This window comes from Bdellovibrio svalbardensis (genome assembly GCF_029531655.1).
Lineage (GTDB): Bacteria > Bdellovibrionota > Bdellovibrionia > Bdellovibrionales > Bdellovibrionaceae > Bdellovibrio > Bdellovibrio svalbardensis.
The window spans coordinates 245,426-264,018 of the sequence record NZ_JANRMI010000004.1 but is presented as its reverse complement, the minus strand read 5'-3'; the positions used below and the strand labels follow the sequence as shown (position 1 = coordinate 264,018).

Sequence of the window (18,593 nt, the reverse complement as noted above, 5' to 3'; positions counted from 1 at the left end):
ACCTTTTTGAGGCTCGGCGCATTAGGGGGCTCACCAAAGGTGGGCAGACTTATTTTCGAGTGGCATCTTTCTGAAGACGGGCGGCTGCAAGAGTCTCAATTTCTTTTGCAAGAATGAGATTTTGCGAAAGCATTTTGTAAAAATCATTCTGTTGAATTTCGAGCAGCACTGAATCACGTTGAGTGATGACAGAGGCCGTGCGCACTCCGCCGCTGACGAGCAATGAAATTTCCCCGAAGCATGACCCTTGGTTCATCACATTGATGGCGCGACCCTGTTTTGAAACGACAGCAGCCCCTTGAATGAGAATATAACAAGTATTTCCACGTTGCCCTTCTTGGAAGAGCACCTGATTGGCAGGGGCCTGCACCAAGCGTCCTGCAAAGACCAGGGCATCCAGGGTGTCTGTAGGAAGTTCTTTGAAAATATCAGAGGACAACAGCGCTTGCATCACCCAGAAGCGATGTTGAAGGCTTTGTGCTTTATCTGTTTTAATCAATTGATCAAATTCAGGCAGATGACGGACGCGCAGAACCTCAGACGGAGCGGTCGTAATAACATCGGCGTTGCGAGGCTGATTTAGTAAAAATCCTCTTTCGCCAAAAAGAGATCCTTCATTCAAAGTTGCGACCATTTGCCGACGATGTTGATCAATCACTTTGTAGATAGCAGCTTGGCCTTTCAGAAGAATATAGAGATCACGATCGGTTTGCCCCGCATGGGTGAGGCGAATTTGCGCAGGCACTTGAAAGCGCTCAGCGCCTTTTAGTAAATATTTAGCCAGATTCAATTCAAGGGAGCGAAAGAAGGGGAGTTCGGCGGGATTCACCTGAGTCGCTGCTATTCCTGTCATTGCTGAGAGGGAACTGAATATCATGGGCGCATCATCTGAAAGCGCTTTTTTAAAATAATCTATGACGGCAGGATTGCGAATCACTCGTTCGGTCACCAAAAATTGAATGAGCGCATAAAGTTCGCGGAAGTTGACCAGCCAACCTTGACCTAAGAAAAACTGCACCAATCCCTCAATAGAGAGACCATTTTTTAAAACATCCAAGTAAGAATACTGCAGGGGAGTTAAGCGGAAGCTGTCTTTGCGACCGCTCAAGGTCACCAGTCCGCCTTGCTCTTGGGGCGTGAGTTGGAAGGGGTGGAATTGCAGGTTCTCTTTTTCAATTTTCATGTAGGGGACTTATCGGAAAAAGGAAAGACCCGGTCGCCTCAACAAAGGTCCTGATTCTGCCTCTCTGAGGTCCTGAAGTCCATAGGGGTGACAAGCTTCCCCTTAAGAATGTCGTGAATTCATATAGAATTGAGAGATGCCAGTAAGTGATTGTCGACATTTTTCAGGATACAAGCCTTGCAAAAAAAATGAGTTCTGTGACTCTTCATGCGCGCATAAAGACATTCCGCAGATCTCTTTGTTAGTCGTTCATCTGGGGGCCTTAGGCGCCGTGGTTCGTAGCACCAGTTTGTTGAGAGCCATCAAAAGAAAATACCCTTCGAGTATGGTGACCTGGGTGACGGATGCTCCCGCGCACCAACTATTGCATAATCATCCTGCCATTGACCGCGTCTTGACGACGACCGAAGCCGATCTCTTGCAGTTATCCACTTTGGAGTTCGAAGTCGCTTTGGTCATTGATAAGTCTCTTAAGGCCGTGGGAGTTCTTAAACGAACAACTGTGGATCAAATCTTTGGATTTACGGTGAACCCGCGCAATGGGGCAATTGTGCCCGCTACCGCGGCTGCCAATGAATTGTGGCAACTCGGTTTGAATGATGAAAAAAAATTCTTTGAGAATACCAAGGCAGAGACCCAGCTTATGGTCGAAGCTTTAGAGTTAGGTCCTTTCCAAAGAGATGAGTACTGGCTTCCATTGAATAAGCAAGAGGACCTGACACGCCAAGCTCGTCGCTCAGAATGGTTACAGGGAAAGTCCCTGATCATCGGATTAAATACTGGGTGCAGCAATGTGATTGCCCATAAGAAATTGACGGTCGAATATCATCGAATTCTCATTCAAAAATTATCTCATGAAATTCCAGATGCTCAGTTGGTTCTGCTGGGAGGCCCCGAAGATACCGAGCGCAATGTGTTGATTGCGACGGGGTTGCCTGTGATTTCATCAGAGACTCGTTCCGGTTTGCGTGATGGGTTGGTCAGCGTTGCGGCCTGTGACATTGTTATTACAGGTGATAGTTTGGGAATGCATATGGCGATTTCTCAGCAAAAGCAGGTCATTGCCTGGTTTGGGCCCACTTGTGCTCACGAGATTGACATTTATGAGCGGGGCGCAAAGATTTTGACAAAAAGCCCTTGTGCTCCTTGCTGGAAGAGAGCTTGTGAAAAAGACATAATGTGCTACGATCAGGTCTCTCTGATGGAGATTCTGGATGCCGTTAAATCTAGTCGTACAAACTGCCTTTCTAGGGGATCTGCTGCTGTCGATCCCGCTATTGAAGCGCTGTAAAGAGCTGTGGCCTGATCACAAGTTGGCTCTGGTTTGTCGTCAAGGCTTGGGCGACTTCCTTCTTAAAACCCAATTGGTGGATCAAGTATTTGAAATCCAAAAAGGTAATAAAGAATCTTATCGAAAAATTGTCGAGCACCTTAAAACTCAAGAAGTTAATTACGTAATTTCGCCACATCAATCGGTGCGTACGGCATTCTTTTGTCGACAGATTCAGGCAAAACATAAAATTGGCTACAAAAATTTCTGGAGCTTCTTTGCCTATGACTCGCGCATCCCGCGAAATTCATTTCTGCCGGATGCTTTAAGGCAAATGAGTCTTTTGCAAACCGTCGATAAAGAGTTGGAAAGCCTGCTGAAGGACTACCGCGATCAAGAAAGACCTTATGCTCCTCAGGAGTATGGACGTCTTTCAGCGCCTCCCGCATGGGCCTCTATGAGTTTGCGTTCAACAGTGTTGAATAATGAACTCTTCGCAGAACTTGAAAAGAAATTTCAGCTTCAAGGATTTAAAGAAGGCAAAGCCGTTTTGATTTTCCCTGGCAGTGTGTGGGCCACGAAGCGATGGACTGACGAAGGTTTTATTAAAGCCGGACAGGCCTTAAAAGCTCAAGGGTATGTAATCTATGTGATGGGTGGCCCTGGCGAGGAAGAACTTGCTGAACGAGTGGCGGCACAAATTCCAGACACAGTATCACTGGCCGGAAAAACCAAGATCTTTGAATCCGCGCAGCTCATTGCGCGAGCGGCCTTATTGATTGGTAACGACAGCGCATCAACTCATCTGGCTTCGGTTTGTGAAACGCCGCTCATTGCAGTCTTCGGGCCGACAATTTTAGAGTTTGGATTTCGCCCGTGGTCGGCACAAAGCTATGTGGTGCAAAACGAGGAGCTGGCTTGTCGCCCTTGTGGAAAACATGGACATCAGGTGTGTCCAATTAAAACCCACGTCTGCATGAAAAATATTTCAGCAGACGAGGTTCTTAAATCGGCGGGCTTTATTCTTCGCCCGAATAATCCTTAACATTGATTCCATACTTACGAATCTTGCGAAGAAGGGTGTTCTTCGGAATATTCGCTTGCGCCACTGTTTGATTGATGCGGCCTTGGTTCGCTTTCAAAGCACTCACAATAAATTCTTTTTCCATTCCTTCTTTGAAAGCATCGAAGTCCAATGGGCCAGAGTAGCCAACGCTGGCTGTTTTATCTGCAGAATCCTTTGGCGCCAAACGAATAGATTCAGGTAACGAGTCGACGGTGATCTGATTGCTGTTTTCAACAATAAACGCGCGCTCAACGACATTTTCAAGTTCGCGAATATTTCCCGGCCAGCGATAAGACTTCAACATATCCAACGCCTCTGGTGTGACGCCGGTGATGTTTCGAGCATGCTGGCGGGCGAATTTCTTAATGAAGTGCTGAGCCAGAGCTTCAATGTCATCCAGACGATCACGCAAGTTCGGCAAGAAGATGGGCATAACATTCAAACGATAGAACAAGTCTTCGCGGAATGTTCCGTCGGCCATCATTTTTTCCAAGTTGCGGTTGGTGGCGGCAATAATACGTGTCGTGGTTTTCACTTCACGATTTCCACCCACGGGCGTGAATTTCTTTTCCTGAAGAACGCGCAAAAGCTTAACCTGCATGTCTGGGCGAAGTTCACCAATTTCATCCAGGAATAAAGTTCCGTTGTTGGCAATTTGGAATTTTCCGATTTTTCTTTCCACCGCGCCGGTGAAAGCACCTTTTTCGTGACCGAACAATTCACTTTCCATCAAGGACTCTGGAATCGCCCCACAGTTGATCGCGACAAAGCTGCCCGATTTGCGAGGGGAGTTGAAATGGATGGCGCGTGCAACAAGTTCTTTACCGGTTCCATTTTCACCACGAATCAAAACAGTGGTGTCGACTTTGCAAAGACGATAGATGAGGTTGAACACCTCTTTCATTTTCGAATTGCCGCCAACAAATTCACTTTCGATATCATCATCAAATACGGGATTTGAAAGGGCCAGGCTGGAAACCAAGTCGCGGGCTTCCAAACTTTTGCGCACGATTTCAGTGAGCAACTCTGGTTTGACTGGTTTTTCCACGTAATCATAGGCGCCGTCTTTGATGGCTTGAACAGCATCATGCAAATTTGAATGCGCGGTCATCAGCACTACGAATGTGCGCGGATCGTGCTCTTTAATAGCAGTGAGTGCTTCGAGGCCGTTCATCTCTGGCATCTTTACGTCCATCAACACCAGATCCCAGGTTTTTGCTTTTACTTTGTCCAGCGCCTCTTTGCCAGTCGCAGCCTCTTCAATTGAAAACTCAATTTCCGGCATTGCAGATTGCAAAATAGAGATAACGGAACGGCGCAGTTCTGCTTCGTCATCTACGATCAATGTGTGGAGTTTGTTCATACTGGTTCCTCGGTCTACACTCCGACACTGTCGGAGTAGTTATTTTCAGATTCAAGCGGCAAAGTAAAAGTCACAGTGGTTCCGTGACCCAATTTACTTTCCATGGTGACCTTGCCACCATGCAGTTCAATAAAATATTTAACGAGATACAAGCCAAGTCCTGTCCCTTTGGTTTTCAAATCCTGATCACTACCGCGAGTGAATTTTCCCCAGACTTTATCCAGGTCTTCAGGTTTGATACCTTCTCCGGTGTCTTTCACCAGAACGTGAACATATTCGTCCACTTCATGTGAGACCACTTCAATACTGCCACCCGCCGGGGAGTATTTGATCGCATTCTCGACCAGGTTGATAACCACTTCTTTAATCAAGGTGCTATCAAACTCCAAAGAAAACATGGGCTCCAGTGAAGTATGAACTTGGATGCCTCGCTCGCGGGCCAGGGGACGAAGTTGTTGCAAGGCCTCTTCGATGACTTCATTGATGTCGGCAACATCTGTATTGATTTTAAAATCGCGGGATTCAACACGGAGTACTTTCAGGATGGATTGAATATAGCGATTTAATTCGTCACTGAAAGAACGAAGAGACTTTAAGTCCTGTCCCAGTTCATTGTCCTGATGCTGTGTCATCAGGCGATCCACAATGGCTTGAATTTTTGCAATCGGAGTTTTCAAGTCATGAGAAATCAGACTGACGAAGTTATTTTTTAATTGTTCTAGCTCTGCCAGATACTGTTGTTCTTGCTGAAGTGCGAAGTTTTGTTTTTCAATCTTGGTCGCTTGATAGCCGATGAAAATGGTCCATGTCGCAGCCAGAAGCACGAACGGCGAAAAAGCCGGGGACCAGAAATAGAAACTATCAAAAACCCAGGCTGACAAAGCGGCCAGCAAAGTCGCTATCCAGATGATGAAGAACAAGGCCACGGATTGAGGGTAGGTGGTGATAATGAAAACCGCGAGCCACATCAAGACCATAAATCCTGCGGCATACCATAAGAAGCCCAGGCGTTTGATCCATTTATTCCCTAATACCGTGTCCGTGATATGCGCCATGATTTCGGTGCGTGACAGGGTGCCGACCGGAGTTGAGTAGACTGGAGCTGACGAGGTTTCTGCACCAATAAGAATAATCTTGTTGGTGAAAGTATTTGCCGGTAATTCATCGTAAAGAATTTCGCTCAAAGAGTACTGGGCAAAGACGCGGCTTGAACCGCGGAAGTTGATAGGCAGTCCCGCCAATGTTGTGGGGAAGTGCTTACCCGTGATCTTCTCAACCAAATGAGGTGTGTCGTCGCGGGAAGGGAAGACACGGCGAACGATGCCATCTTCGTCTCTGCGCAGTTCATTGTTTCCTAAATTGTTTTTATCACGATTGGCGAAGACCGGGGTCAGAACACGCTCTAAGTTGTTTGTGGTGCTGGCCCAGGTGATACGAGGGTCATCAAACAATTTGCGCTCATCAGGCGTCATGTACACCGCGCCAATATTATCCCCGAAATACAGAACGACCCCGATGGATTTGGGATTTTGTTTAAGCAGGCGAGTGAGGAGTCCAGTCCAGGTTTTCTTATCCCAGAAAAAGCTGTCCGTGATATCCGTCGCTTCGTTGATGTTGCCCAAAGAGTTTGTTCGGGCATCGTAGATGTTTGAAATATCAGACTGTTTGATCGTGATCATCACGATGTCAGAACTGACCTTTTGATCTCCGCGCAATTGAAAGCGCTGGTCGTAAGAATTGATTTCATCGGTGGAAAGAGTCACGCATCCGATCACCCAACACAGAAGGTAACGCAGCCAAAAACCTCGGCGGCGCGAGAAGAAGCGGAGCAGGACTTCGCTACGATAAATGAACTCTTTAAATCTCTGGTTTTGCACGCGTTGCAACATAGCAAAAATATTAGAAATATCAACAATTAAAAGTACTTACCGAGGGTGGGTCTTTGGGGGTATATTTGAGGGTATGCAAGTTTATCAAGGCGTGAAACAGCTTAAGACACCTCTGGCGGCCTCGGTGGTCACAATAGGCAATTTTGATGGGGTCCACTTAGGGCATCAACAGCTCGTCGAGAACGTGACTCGAGAGGCCCAGTATTTTGGGGTTCCCTCTGTAGTCTATACTTTTCACCCTCACCCTGTGAAAGTTTTGCATCCTGAAAGGGCCACGGAGAGGCTTTTCGACCTTCGTGATCAGCAAGAGCAGTTCGCCGCCAAAGGCATTGATGCCGTCATTATCGAAGAGTTTACGAAGGACTTTTCGCAAATCACGCCTCAGGAATTTCTTGAGAATTATATCGTTAAAAATTTGCATCCAAAGACCTTGGTCGTCGGGCATGATTTTTCGTTCGGCGTGGATCGCGCCGGGAATATTCCTTTCTTGGAGAAGTTCTGCGCTGAAAATGGCATTCGTCTTATTATCATTCCGCCATTTCAGCAGGCGAATTTAGTGGTCTCTTCTACTAAGATTCGTGATGCCTTGAAGGCCGGTAATATCGAAAAAGCCAATGAATTGTTGGGGCGCACTTACTATTTGCGGGGGCATGTTGAAAAGGGCTTCCAAAGAGGTCGTACCATTGGTGTACCGACAGCAAATCTGCATCCGGATGTGGAGTTTGTGCCTCGCCAAGGAGTGTATTTCACATTGACGAAGTTCGGTGGTCACATGCATCCATCGATCACGAATATCGGTATCAATCCGACATTTCATGAAGATAAAAAAAGTCCCATCAAAATTGAAACTCATCTGTTTGATTTCGATGCTCATCTCTACGGCGTTGAAATCGAGGTGTTCCTTCTGCATTTCTTGCGGGATGAGATGAAATTCAACGGCATTGAACAGCTTAAAGCACAGATCCAAAACGACATGCAAGCAGCCCGTAGGTACTTTAATGAGCGCGCGAAAAATTCTTGAGTTCAATCCGGCTGGCCCGGGACTATTTTGTCGTCATTTGGAATTCCTTGCAAAGGAGCAGGGTTGGGACCTGCAGTTTGAGAATCATACTGAGTACTCTGCAGAGATTTTGGAAACCGCAGAGATGGCGAAAGTGGATTTTGAACTGTCAGCGATGATTTTGCCTCAGTTGCATATACAACCGACCTTGGTGCGCACAGTGCGTTCGATGGATTGTTTTGTGAAAGAGGACGGCAAATGGTATCCACGGCTTTATTTTTACGAAGCTCTTCGTAAAGTCCTGGTGGATTGTGCGCGGGATCTGGATATTCGGGTCCCGGCTTTTGTTGTTGGTGATACGGAGCGTGCACGAGTGGTTGCTTCCGTGTTTGCGCAAATAGGATTTTCAGAAATTTATGTTGTGGGTGAGGACAAGTCCCGCCTGGCTGAGCAAATGGAAGTTCTGCGACGGAATCACTTGGGTATTAAATTTCATGAACTGCTTGCCGACGAATTGACGATTCAATCGGTGAGTGGATCGATCATTGTGAACACGCTGGATGTCTCTCAGAATAAATCTCTTCTGAGTGACTTGTCTTATTTCAATTTTTTGAAACGAGATGGCTATGTTATGGATCTTAATTTGATGCCTTATCACAACCCACTTCTTGAGGAGGCGGAGCGTGCTGAGTTGCGAGTTTTGCATCCTCATTTGGTGGCGGCTTCGCTAACGCATTTGTGGTTAGAGAAGTTGCAGCTTGGTGCCTCGTTGAAAGTCGAGGATCTTCGCGAAAGCTGGAAAAGCTTTTTGAAGCAAATCTCTCCTTAAAACTCATCCTCCGTCTAGTTACAAAAAACGGCACCCTATATTAAGGTAATAAAGGGGAGCCACAATGTCTTCACTCAAAGTTGGTGAAATCTTAGTTAAGCATGGTCTGCTGAAAGCGGACCAATTTGCATTGGCTGTTGAAGAGCAAAAAAAATCTGGACACAGACTGACAACTGCCATCATTCAACTGGGATTTCTTAAAGAGAATCAAATCCTTCGCGCACTTGAAAAGAACTATGCGGTTCCTGGTGTCGAAGTAAATACTTTCGAAATCGAACCCTCTGTTATTGCGATGGTGCCACGTGACTTGTGTGAAAAACACACACTGATTCCGCTGCAACGTGCGGGAAGCACCTTGGTCGTGGCCTTCGCGGATCCATCTAATATAATGGTGAAGGAAGATTTGCGTTTCATCGCTCGATGCCGCATTCAAGCGGTGGTTGGAACGGAAAGCGCTATCGTCTCTGCTATCGAAAAATATTACGGTGGCAGTATCAGCACTAAGTCTTTGAATTCAATGAATTCAGAGAGCTTTGACGATGAGTTCGCGGGCGCGGGTCCGACTGCGGAAATTATTGACCAAGAGGGCGCCAGTGATGATGCCCCCATTGTTAAGTTTGTGAACTCCATCTTATCGGATGCCATCCGAAAAAGAGTTTCTGATATTCATTTTGAGCCCTATGAAAAAAGATATCGCGTGCGCTTCCGCATCGATGGAAACATGGTCGAAGCGACCGCACCTCCTCAGGGCGCCGCTGCGGCAATTGCTTCGCGTATTAAGATCATGTCCAAGCTGGATATCGCAGAAAAACGCCGTCCTCAAGATGGTCGTTTGAAGGTTCGAACCACCAAAGGTAAAGAGATGGACTTCCGTGTGAGTGTCCTTCCAACTATTTGGGGTGAAAAAGTTGTTCTTCGTTTGTTGGATAAATCAAATCTTCAGTTGGATATGACCAAACTGGGATTTGAAGAAGATGATCTAAAGATCTTCAAAAGCTGTATTCATCTTCCACAAGGGATGGTCTTGATTACGGGTCCTACGGGCTCCGGTAAAACTACGACAATTTATTCAGCCTTGCAGGAGTTGAATCAAACCGACGTGAATATATCGACGGCGGAAGATCCTGTAGAGTTCAACTTGGAAGGTATCAATCAGGTGCAGATGAATCCTGATATTGATCTGACTTTCTCGAGCGCATTGAAATCGTTCCTTCGTCAAGACCCCGACATTGTTATGGTGGGGGAGATTCGTGACTTGGAGACGGCAGAGATTGCGTTTAAAGCGGCCTCGACGGGTCACTTGGTTGTAAGTACTCTGCATACCAATGATGCTCCAGGGACGGTGATTCGTCTTACTGAGATGGGTGTCGCTCCTTATATCATCACTTCCACGGTCAATTTAATCGTCGCTCAACGTCTTGTGGGACGTATTTGTGAGTCTTGTAAAGCTCCTTTTGAGGTGCCCGCACAGACTTTAATAAATTTGGGTGTCGCGCCCAATGACGTCGGTGAGTACAAGCTTGCCAAAGGCAAGGGTTGCGCGAACTGTGCCGGTACAGGAATTAAAGGACGTGCGGCAATTTACGAATTGATGAGCATGTCAGAAAAGATGAAAGAAGCGATCCTTAAAGGGGCCTCGACAGGTCAGCTTCGTTATCTGGCGCGCGAGCAAGGGATGAGAACTTTGCGTCGTAGTGCTTTGTTAAAATTAAAACGTGGCATTACAACAATTGAAGAAGTCTTAAATGCATCAGTGAAGGACATCTAATGAGTTTGACCGAACTTCTATTGCAGGCGAAAGCCAAAAGAGCTCAAGAATTTCTTTTCATCGTCGGAAGCGAGCCCCGCGCTCGTGCCGCGACGGGGTGGGAGAGTTTGAGACCGGCTCCGGGTCTGATGACAGAATGGAATCTTCTTCAGCAAAGTTTCTTGGATTCTCATCAAAAGGCTGTTCTTGAAACAACAGGCGTTGTGCAGGGGGAGTCCTCTTTTGAAAATCTTCGAATTGGTTTTTCGTTCTTTCAACAAGATAGCACGATGAAGGCGGTTTTGGATTTGGATGTGGACGGCGCTCGCCAAGACATTCAAGTCCCAGCCAGCGTGATGGAAACCTGTCTGCGCATGAAGGGATTGGTCTTGTTGTCCGGTCCTGGTGAAGCAGGGCAAGTGACATCACTTTATAAAATTCTTAATAAAATGGGCGAGGAAAAGTCGTTCCTCGGTGTGGTTTTTTCTCCGAAAGCCTTTCCTCAAATTCGCGAAGCCAAGGCCAGCTTCCTGTATCACTCAGGAGCTTTCGCCCGCAAAGAGGAAAGAGATAACTTACTAAGCGGCGCCGATATGGTGGTGTTCGATGGGTATTCCGATGAGGAAACCTTTCTTGAAGCATTGGCATTGGCGGAAAGAGGCGTTTTTGTCATCTATTCGATGAAGGCTCCTTCGTTGCCAAATGCTCTTCGTCGTAGTCTGGGCGCTTTGTCTGAAAGATATGCTGAACATGGTGCGCCTCGCTTGGCGGAAGTTCTTTCTTTGGCTTTTGCTCAGTATTCAATGCCTGGTCTGAACAATGAGCGCATCTTTGCACATGAAGTTCTTTTGGTTAAACCTCAGATCAGAGAACTCATTGAAACTGAAAACTTGAAAAGCATTGAGTCCTTGATGTTGGCAGCGCCGGAAAATTCAGGTTTGCTGACCTTGAATCAATCACTCTTGCAGCATTTGATTCGTCGCAGAGTGGATCTTAAGACTGCCTTCGAAACTTCGCGTGACCCAGACAACTTGGATCTCCTGTTAAAAAAGGTAGGCATCTAAGATGGCGAAGTTCCAATACCAAGCGAAAAATGCCAGCGGACAAATGGTGCAAGGGGAGATCGAAGCGAACTCTCAGCAAGAGGCGATCATTCGCTTGCGTGCCCAGCAATTGTTGCCTGTTCGTGTTGGTTTGGGAGCTCGTCCTGGAGTGGGTAAGTCCACTTCACTTTTCGCGCCCAGCGTAAAGGGTAAAGACCTGCAAATTTTCACCCGTCAGTTTGCGACTTTGATCAATGCCGGTATCCCGGTTGTGGATTCCCTGAAGATTTTGTCTGAAGGTTTGCGTCCTGGTTTGTTGAAGGAAGCCTCGGCGCAGGTGAAGACCTCTATTGAAGGTGGTCGCCGTTTGGCTGACTCCATGGCGCAAGTTCCAGGGGTCTTTGATAAGCTTTATTGCAATATGATTCAAGCAGGTGAGGAAGCCGGTATCCTGGATGGGATCCTTCAGCGTCTTGCGGTTTATATGGAGAAATCAGAGAAGCTCAAGGGGCAAGTTAAAGGAGCGTTGGTTTATCCGATCGTTATCATCATTGTGGCAATTTTCGTAATTGCCGGTATTTTGATTTTCATTATTCCTAAATTTATGGAGTTCTTCGCCTCTTCAGGTCAGAAGCCTCCGATGTTAACCCAACTGGTTGTCGATCTTTCACATTCACTGACGGCCCATTGGTATGTTTATTTGGGAGTCATCATTGGTGCACCTATGGCGATTATGCAATACGTGAAGACCGATGAGGGACGAGACACCTTCGATCGCATTCTTTTCAAAGCGCCAGTTTTTGGGGAAGTTATTCAGAAATCTGCGATTGCCCGTTTGACGCGCACTTTGGGCACGTTGTTGTCTTCAGGCGTGGGCCTTATTGAAGCGATCGATATTGCCGCAAAGACATCAGGGAATATCGTCATTGAGCAGGCTTTGCTTCGTTGTAAAGAGTCTGTGACTTCAGGGCGTTCTTTCGCGGCTCCATTGGGGCGTGAAAAAGCCTTCCCTGAGATGGTCGTGCAAATGATCTCTATCGGTGAGCAGTCCGGTACATTGGATATCATGCTTGGTAAAATTGCTGACTTTTATGAGGACGAAGTGGAAACAGCAGTCAAGGCGATGACTTCTTTATTGGAGCCTCTCTTGATGGTTGTTCTCGGTGGTATTATCGCAGTTCTCGTGGTGGCGATGTATCTTCCAATCTTCAACATGGCAGGAACAATCCAGTAACATGCGTCTTAGCTTTGCACTTCAGAACAGCAAAAATAAAGGGCTGACAGTTGAATTTGTCAGAGTCAGCCTTTTCATTCTGATCCTCGGGGTCAGTGTCATTTCTGCGCTGGTGCAGGGGAGCTTTGTTAACTGGGGAGTGTTGGGTCCATTTTATGGAATCCTGACTGTTGCCCTGGGATTGCATATCTATTGGCTTGCGAGCTGGGAGCAGACCATTGAAAAGCCCCGAGTGCTTTTCCTGGGTTTTGTTCTCGATGCCTTCTTTATATCTCTTTTGATTTTCTATTTTGGTGTGAATCAGTCGTTGTTTCTGTTTTTGCATCTGGTAAACATTCTTCTGGCGGGTATTGCTTGTCGTGGTGTCGGGGCTTTGACTCTGGCTCTGTTCACAAGCATCTTCTTCACTCTGGCGGCATTGTTCTCTCCAGAGATGAAGGCTTTAAATTTCTTCTTTCTGTTGGTTCTGAATAATATTGCATTCTTCTCGGTCGCGGGGCTTTCGGGATACCTCAGTGAACAATTGCAGACAGTCGGCAAAGAGCTTAAAAAGACCGGTCTCAGTCTGCGTTCCGCTCAAGAGCTGAATCAGGTTTTGGTGAATAATATCCCGTCAGGCATGATGTCATTTACGGACAGTGGCGAAATTGTCCAGGCCAATGCTTCTGCAGAGGCGATCTTGGAGAAAAGCAATCTGACTCAAGTCAACTGGTCGGAGATTTTTCCAGATATTCAAATGGCCGAGCAAACTTTGTACAAAGGTGATGTTCGCTATAGTTTGGATCCGCAGCAGGCTGCAAAAATTCTGGGTATGACGATCTCCAAAGTCTACAGTCCTGAATTGCAAGCCCATCTTTCGATAGCTTTGTTCGATGATTTGACGAAAGTGCGTCAGCTTGAATTTGCCGCTCGTCAGAATGAAAAACTTGCCGCTGTGGGTGGTTTGGCTGCGGGGATTGCCCATGAGATTCGCAATCCTCTTGCGGGCATTAGCGGCAGCATTGAAATGCTCACTCAAACTGTGAACAATGATGATGATCGTAAATTGATGAAGATTATTTTGCGCGAGATTGATCGTCTGAATAACTTGATCACAGAATTCTTGGATTATTCTCGCCCTGAGGTTCCGCCGACGGATCCTGTGGACTTGGCGCCGCTATTGAATGAAGTTCTTGATGCGATTAAGACTGATGCAAAGTTGCGCGCTGACATTGAGCAGATTCGCGAGTTTGATTCTAATTTAGTCATCTTGGGTCGTCGTGATAAGTTGAAGCAAGTCTTCTTGAATATTGTTTTGAACTCGTATCAAGCCATGAATGAAGCAAAGAAGCCACAATTAACGGTCAGTGCTTCGGTTGAAGACAAGAACTTGAAAGTGCGAATTCGCGATACCGGCAGTGGAATGAGCGAAGCCACAAGGAAGAAAATGTTTGAACCTTTTCATACAACGAAACCCAAAGGTACGGGCCTTGGTCTAGCTGTGACTCATAAGATTTTAGAAGGTCACGGAGCGCAGGTCTTTGTTGAGAGTGAACAGGGTGTAGGTACTGAGTTTATTTTGACTTTTCCAAAAGCTAACTGAGAGAATAACGTCTATACACAGGACGTGGGAGCGGATACATGAAGTCGAGAATTCTGGTCGTCGATGACGAAGAATCAATACGCGAGTTTTTAGAAATTATGCTCAAGAAAGAAGGGTATGAAGTCACTTTGGCCGAGGATGGTCAAAAGGCGAAAGACCTTCTTGCTAAAAAAACTTTCGATATGATTATCTCAGATCTTCAAATGCCTCATGTCACAGGTATTGAGCTTTTGAAGTTCGTTAAAGAGACTTATCCAGAGATCGTTTTCATGCTCATCACAGCCTTCGGTACCACGGAGACTGCAGTTGAGGCGATGAAGATGGGCGCTTACGACTATTTGACGAAGCCGTTCAAGATCGATGAAGTTCGCCTGAACATCCACAACGCTCTTCGTTCACGCAATCTCGAAGTAGAAAATAGATCTCTTAAAAAAGAATTGGTCAAAGAATACTCCTTCCAAAACATGGTTGGAAATTCGCCGGCAATGCACGCTATTTACGATATGGTAAAACGTGTATCGCAAACTCCTACGAATGTTTTGATTACGGGGGAGTCAGGTACCGGTAAAGAGGTCGTTGCAAAAGCGATTCACTATAACGGTCCTTTGAAAGACAAGCCGTTTATCACTGTGAACTGCGGAGCGATTCCAGAAAATTTGATGGAATCAGAAATGTTCGGTCATAAAAAAGGTTCATTCACGGGCGCAGTTTCTGATAAAGCCGGTCTTTTCGAAGTGGCTGATACGGGAACTCTGTTCCTGGATGAGGTCGGCGAGTTGCCGATGTCGATTCAGGTAAAACTTCTTCGTGCGATTCAAGAACGCGTGATTCGCAGAGTGGGTGCCACAGATGACAACAAAGTCGATGTGCGTATCATAGCTGCTACCAATAGAAATCTTGAAGAGATGGTTGCTAAGGGGACTTTCCGTCAAGATTTGTTCTATCGTTTGAATGTTATCAATATTAAAACCCCGGGTCTTCGTGAGCGTCGTGAAGATATTCCGTTGTTGGCGAATCATTTCTTAAAAAAGTATAATGAGCGTTTGAATAAGAATATCGGTGCGATCAGTGCCGAAGCGATGGAAATTCTAAAAAAGTACGATTATCCAGGAAACGTGCGTGAGCTCGAAAATATGATTGAACGCACGGTGGCTCTAGAGAGCGGTGCGACGATTTTACCAGAGTCATTGCCGCCAATGGTTAACACGGCTTCAGGTCGCAAGATGGCATCATCCAATGAAATCGAGATCGGTGATGATGGCGTTGATTTGGACAAGGTGATGGGGCAAATCGAAAAAGAGTTGTTGGTTAAAGCCATTCACTCTGCGGGGGGCGTGAAGAAGAGAGCTGCGAAGCTACTTCATATCTCCTTCCGATCTATGCGTTATCGCATAGAAAAATACAATCTAGGTGTCGTGGGCGATGACGAACTGGATGATGAATAGTCTCTAAAACTTAACGATTGAAAAAGAGAGCAGGGAAACCTGCTCTTTTTTGTTTCTTGGACTTCAATTGTTTTGATTTGCTCTGTGCGATTTTCCCCAGATAAGATTGTGACTGAAATAGAATTCAGAAAATGGGGAGTCAAGAATGTCTAAAGATAATAAAAAGATTGTGACCGCTTTGAATGAAATCATCGAGATGGAAATTTCCGGGGTCGTTCGCTACCTTCACTATGCTTTGATGATCAAGGGGCCTAATCGTATTCCCATCGTAAAATGGTTCCACGAGCAAGCTAATGAAGGTTATATGCATGCTTCATTGATCGGTGAAAAGATCACTGCCTTGGGCGGTCATCCCTCTTTGAAAGTGTCCCCGGTTCCAGAAACAAAGACTCACAAGGTTTTGGACATTCTTAAAGAAAGCCTGGAGTTTGAAGAAAAGGCCCTTAATAAATACAAAGACCTTTTGAAATTGGTTGGCGATGATGTGGCTTTGGAAGAACTGGTGCGCCAGCAAATCCGCACTGAGACAGAGCATATTGAAGATTGCAAAAAGATGCTCGACACCACTCACTAGTGGAATGTTGAAAAAAGATTTAATAAAAAAGCCATGCTCTTCAGCATGGCTTTTTTATTTGTGGGGCTATTTATTCTGCGACGTAAACAGGGACTTCAAAATGCTGGTGGATCCCCTCAAGGTCGAATTCGAGGCGGACTGACCAAGTGCCCGGCATAACGAACCATGCGTTGCTGACTTTCACCTGATTGTGGCCTGTTTCCGCGATCTCGACGGGGGCTGAGCCGTGGCCGCCATGGTTGCCCATGCTCATCCAGAGATCCACTTTAAGATTATTGATAGCCTTGTTGTCGGGTGTTTTGATTGTCGCGAAGAACGCGCCTTCAGCAGATGAGTTTATGTCCACCAAGAATTGAAGCTGCGTGCAGATGGACTTATCGGTGTTGCAGATCAAGGCGGTTTTATCTCCAGCGCGAGGGCTTTGGGGTGGATTGTTGCCATGATCATGACCCTCATGGGCCATCGCTGTTACAGCTAAGAGACTCGTTAAAACCAATGCGATGAGGACTTTCATAAAGACTCCTTAATATGAAGTTCGAAACAATTCAGGATTTAATAAGAAAGTGGTGACGAGTCGAGCATCGTGCATTCAGCGCAACAATGAGCTGCATTGGTTTTAGGGGACCTTGAAGCTCTAGGGTAGCTCTAAGCGGTTTAAATCGATTTGAGTTAACAGATGTTATATTGGCGCTCTGCTTTTCAGAGGGAAAACTAACGGAAAGTTCCCTTTTAATCCGGGCTGGAATGGGATAGAATGCCTCTTATGAAAGTACATCAAATTAGCAAACTCATTAAAGATACTGGATTGAGCCCTGAAAAATTGGCTATTTATTTTCAAGTTTCCAACATGACTTTGCGTCGTTGGTTGAAGAAGCCGATCACTTATAAAGTTCCGACTCAGTATGAGACAAACCTCCATCAAGGAATTCTTTCTTTGGTGAAAGATGGCTTGCTTCCTAAGGAGAACGAAATCGTTCTCGAGTCCTATGATTTCATGCAAAGCTTGAGCACGAAGAATTCATTTATGATGATGGACCTCACAGTTGAGCAGTTTGAAAAGAACGTGCAAGACGAAGAGGGGACTGTGGATCTTTGTTTGAAGTTGGGGCAAAAAGATGAAAGTCTTTCTTACATCCAACAGAACGAAGAAAAGTTGAAAGAGTACGAAACGAAAAGTTCGGGCATTGGAGAGAAAGTCTCTACATTGTGGAAGGTTTTGAAGGGCTCGGACGTACAAAGAACAAATAAATATGTCGCAATCGGTGCCTTGTTCTATTTGTTATTCCCATTTGATTTTATTCCGGATGCAATCCCGGCGGTGGGATTCTTGGATGACCTCGCGGTCCTGGGTGTAGCCGTTGATTACTATATTAAATTGAAGCCGTTTAAAGGCTAAAAAGAAAAGGGGCTGAAAAGCCCCTTTTTTATTTGTATTTGGTCTTCTTATCCAAGCCTTCTATTTTAAGGTCTTTTGATAAAGTGGCATCACGGTTGGCATAAGTGACGCCAGATGCTCCAGACGCTTTTGATCTGATGGATGTGTGCTTAACAACTCCGGTGGTTTGTCTCCACCCATGGATCCCATTTTCTTCCATAAACTCAATGCCTCTTGGGGATTGTAACCCGCTCGAGCCATCAGCTCTGTTCCGACCACGTCCGCTTCAGATTCTTGCCCGCGGCTGTGGGGGAGTGTGAACACAAGACCGGCGAATTGGTTGGCAATGCCCGCATAGCTTTCACTCAAAACATTGGTCATAACCAAGGCCTGCAAGCCCTTTTGTTTCACCAATTCCTCAGACATGCGTTCGCGTCCATGCTCGCGCAAAGCATGGGCAATTTCGTGGCCCATAATCGCTGCGATTTCTCCGTCAGTGAGTTTTAGCTTCTCGATGATGCCCGTGTAGAAAATAATTTTGCCGCCAGGCATGCAGTAAGCATTGATTTCAGGACTGGTGACAACATGGACTTCCCATTTCCACTGCAAGGCATCTTTGCGGAAAACACCTGTTTGCGGAATGATCCGGTTCGCAATTGTTTGTACTCTGTGGACTTGATCCTTGTTGGTGTCGAGGATCTTCTTGGCTTGAGCTTCCTTCTTAACTTGTTCATAGCTGGCAGCAGATTGTTGGTTGATCTCTTCAGAAGAGACCATCATAAACTGCGAACGTTTGACCCCCGTGGCGCCTTCATCTGTGGTTGTCGCGCAGGATGTGATAATCAAAAGAGAGCTTAAAAGAAGTGATGATTTAAATGCGTTTTTCATGCCCTTAGAATGGCAAGGAAGGTTGGGATTGTCAAAATCTCAGCCCCGGGATGTCCAAGCGGCAAAATAATGCCGCCTGGCAGGCTGTCTTACTCCGGCCAGACC

At 46.1% G+C, this 18,593-nt stretch carries 16 protein-coding genes; 11 read left to right on the top strand and 5 right to left on the bottom strand.

Annotation, left to right across the window (positions count from 1 at the left end):
• Positions 1-49 precede the first annotated feature (49 nt).
• A complete protein-coding gene (locus NWE73_RS14210) occupies positions 50-1,183 on the bottom strand; it encodes a cyclic nucleotide-binding domain-containing protein (RefSeq protein ID WP_277579004.1) in 1,134 nt (377 codons plus the stop codon).
• A 136-nt stretch (positions 1,184-1,319) separates the two neighbouring features.
• Here NWE73_RS14210 and NWE73_RS14205 point away from each other — a divergent pair, with 136 nt between their 5' ends.
• Both NWE73_RS14205 and NWE73_RS14200 read left to right on the top strand, forming a co-directional pair.
• Complete coding sequence (locus NWE73_RS14205) at positions 1,320-2,474, top strand: glycosyltransferase family 9 protein (protein WP_277579003.1); 1,155 nt, start codon at positions 1,320-1,322, stop codon at positions 2,472-2,474.
• A complete protein-coding gene (locus tag NWE73_RS14200; RefSeq protein ID WP_277579002.1) occupies positions 2,398-3,498 on the top strand; it encodes a glycosyltransferase family 9 protein in 1,101 nt (366 codons plus the stop codon). The genes NWE73_RS14205 and NWE73_RS14200 overlap by 77 nt, the downstream gene beginning before the upstream one ends.
• Here the strand turns inward: NWE73_RS14200 and NWE73_RS14195 are convergent.
• Both NWE73_RS14195 and NWE73_RS14190 read right to left on the bottom strand, forming a co-directional pair.
• Complete coding sequence (locus tag NWE73_RS14195; RefSeq protein WP_277579001.1) at positions 3,473-4,882, bottom strand: sigma-54-dependent transcriptional regulator; 1,410 nt, start codon at positions 4,880-4,882, stop codon at positions 3,473-3,475. The genes NWE73_RS14200 and NWE73_RS14195 overlap by 26 nt on opposite strands.
• 14 nt (positions 4,883-4,896) lie before the next feature.
• Positions 4,897-6,771 carry a CHASE2 and HATPase_c domain-containing protein gene (locus NWE73_RS14190; RefSeq protein ID WP_277579000.1) on the bottom strand — a complete coding sequence of 625 codons (1,875 nt, stop codon included), beginning with the start codon at positions 6,769-6,771 and terminating at the stop codon, positions 4,897-4,899.
• Positions 6,772-6,844: 73 nt separating this feature from the next.
• On the opposite strand from NWE73_RS14190, the gene NWE73_RS14185 reads away from it, so the two are divergent.
• The 8 genes from NWE73_RS14185 to NWE73_RS14150 all read left to right on the top strand — a co-directional run bounded on the left by NWE73_RS14185 (position 6,845) and on the right by NWE73_RS14150 (position 16,225).
• Entirely contained in the window at positions 6,845-7,792 is a 948-nt protein-coding gene (locus tag NWE73_RS14185; RefSeq protein ID WP_277578999.1) for a bifunctional riboflavin kinase/FAD synthetase, read from the top strand.
• A complete protein-coding gene (locus NWE73_RS14180; protein WP_277578998.1) occupies positions 7,770-8,600 on the top strand; it encodes a Rossmann-fold NAD(P)-binding domain-containing protein in 831 nt (276 codons plus the stop codon). Before NWE73_RS14185 ends, NWE73_RS14180 begins: the two co-directional genes overlap by 23 nt.
• Positions 8,601-8,664: 64 nt before the next feature.
• Positions 8,665-10,368: a type IV-A pilus assembly ATPase PilB gene (gene pilB, locus NWE73_RS14175; RefSeq protein ID WP_277578997.1), complete on the top strand. Its 1,704-nt coding sequence runs from the start codon at positions 8,665-8,667 to the stop codon at positions 10,366-10,368.
• Positions 10,368-11,411, top strand: a complete 1,044-nt coding sequence (locus NWE73_RS14170) for a P-loop NTPase family protein (protein ID WP_277578996.1) — start codon at positions 10,368-10,370, stop codon at positions 11,409-11,411. Before pilB ends, NWE73_RS14170 begins: the two co-directional genes overlap by 1 nt.
• A gap of 1 nt (position 11,412) precedes the next feature.
• Complete coding sequence (locus NWE73_RS14165) at positions 11,413-12,624, top strand: type II secretion system F family protein (RefSeq protein WP_277578995.1); 1,212 nt, start codon at positions 11,413-11,415, stop codon at positions 12,622-12,624.
• Between the two features lies 1 nt (position 12,625).
• Entirely contained in the window at positions 12,626-14,206 is a 1,581-nt protein-coding gene (locus NWE73_RS14160; protein ID WP_277578994.1) for a two-component system sensor histidine kinase NtrB, read from the top strand.
• A 38-nt stretch (positions 14,207-14,244) separates the two neighbouring features.
• Positions 14,245-15,651: a sigma-54-dependent transcriptional regulator gene (locus tag NWE73_RS14155; RefSeq protein WP_277578993.1), complete on the top strand. Its 1,407-nt coding sequence runs from the start codon at positions 14,245-14,247 to the stop codon at positions 15,649-15,651.
• A gap of 145 nt (positions 15,652-15,796) precedes the next feature.
• A complete protein-coding gene (locus NWE73_RS14150; protein ID WP_277578992.1) occupies positions 15,797-16,225 on the top strand; it encodes a ferritin-like domain-containing protein in 429 nt (142 codons plus the stop codon).
• 70 nt (positions 16,226-16,295) lie between these two features.
• On the opposite strand, the gene NWE73_RS14145 is transcribed toward NWE73_RS14150, so the two are convergent.
• Positions 16,296-16,739 carry a hypothetical protein gene (locus tag NWE73_RS14145; RefSeq protein ID WP_277578991.1) on the bottom strand — a complete coding sequence of 148 codons (444 nt, stop codon included), beginning with the start codon at positions 16,737-16,739 and terminating at the stop codon, positions 16,296-16,298.
• 249 nt (positions 16,740-16,988) lie between these two features.
• Between NWE73_RS14145 and NWE73_RS14140 the strand changes: the two genes are divergently transcribed.
• Positions 16,989-17,621, top strand: a complete 633-nt coding sequence (locus NWE73_RS14140) for a YkvA family protein (protein WP_277578990.1) — start codon at positions 16,989-16,991, stop codon at positions 17,619-17,621.
• Positions 17,622-17,681: 60 nt separating this feature from the next.
• Here the strand turns inward: NWE73_RS14140 and NWE73_RS14135 are convergent, their stop codons facing one another.
• Complete coding sequence (locus NWE73_RS14135) at positions 17,682-18,488, bottom strand: M48 family metallopeptidase (protein WP_277578989.1); 807 nt, start codon at positions 18,486-18,488, stop codon at positions 17,682-17,684.
• Positions 18,489-18,593: the final 105 nt, after the last annotated feature.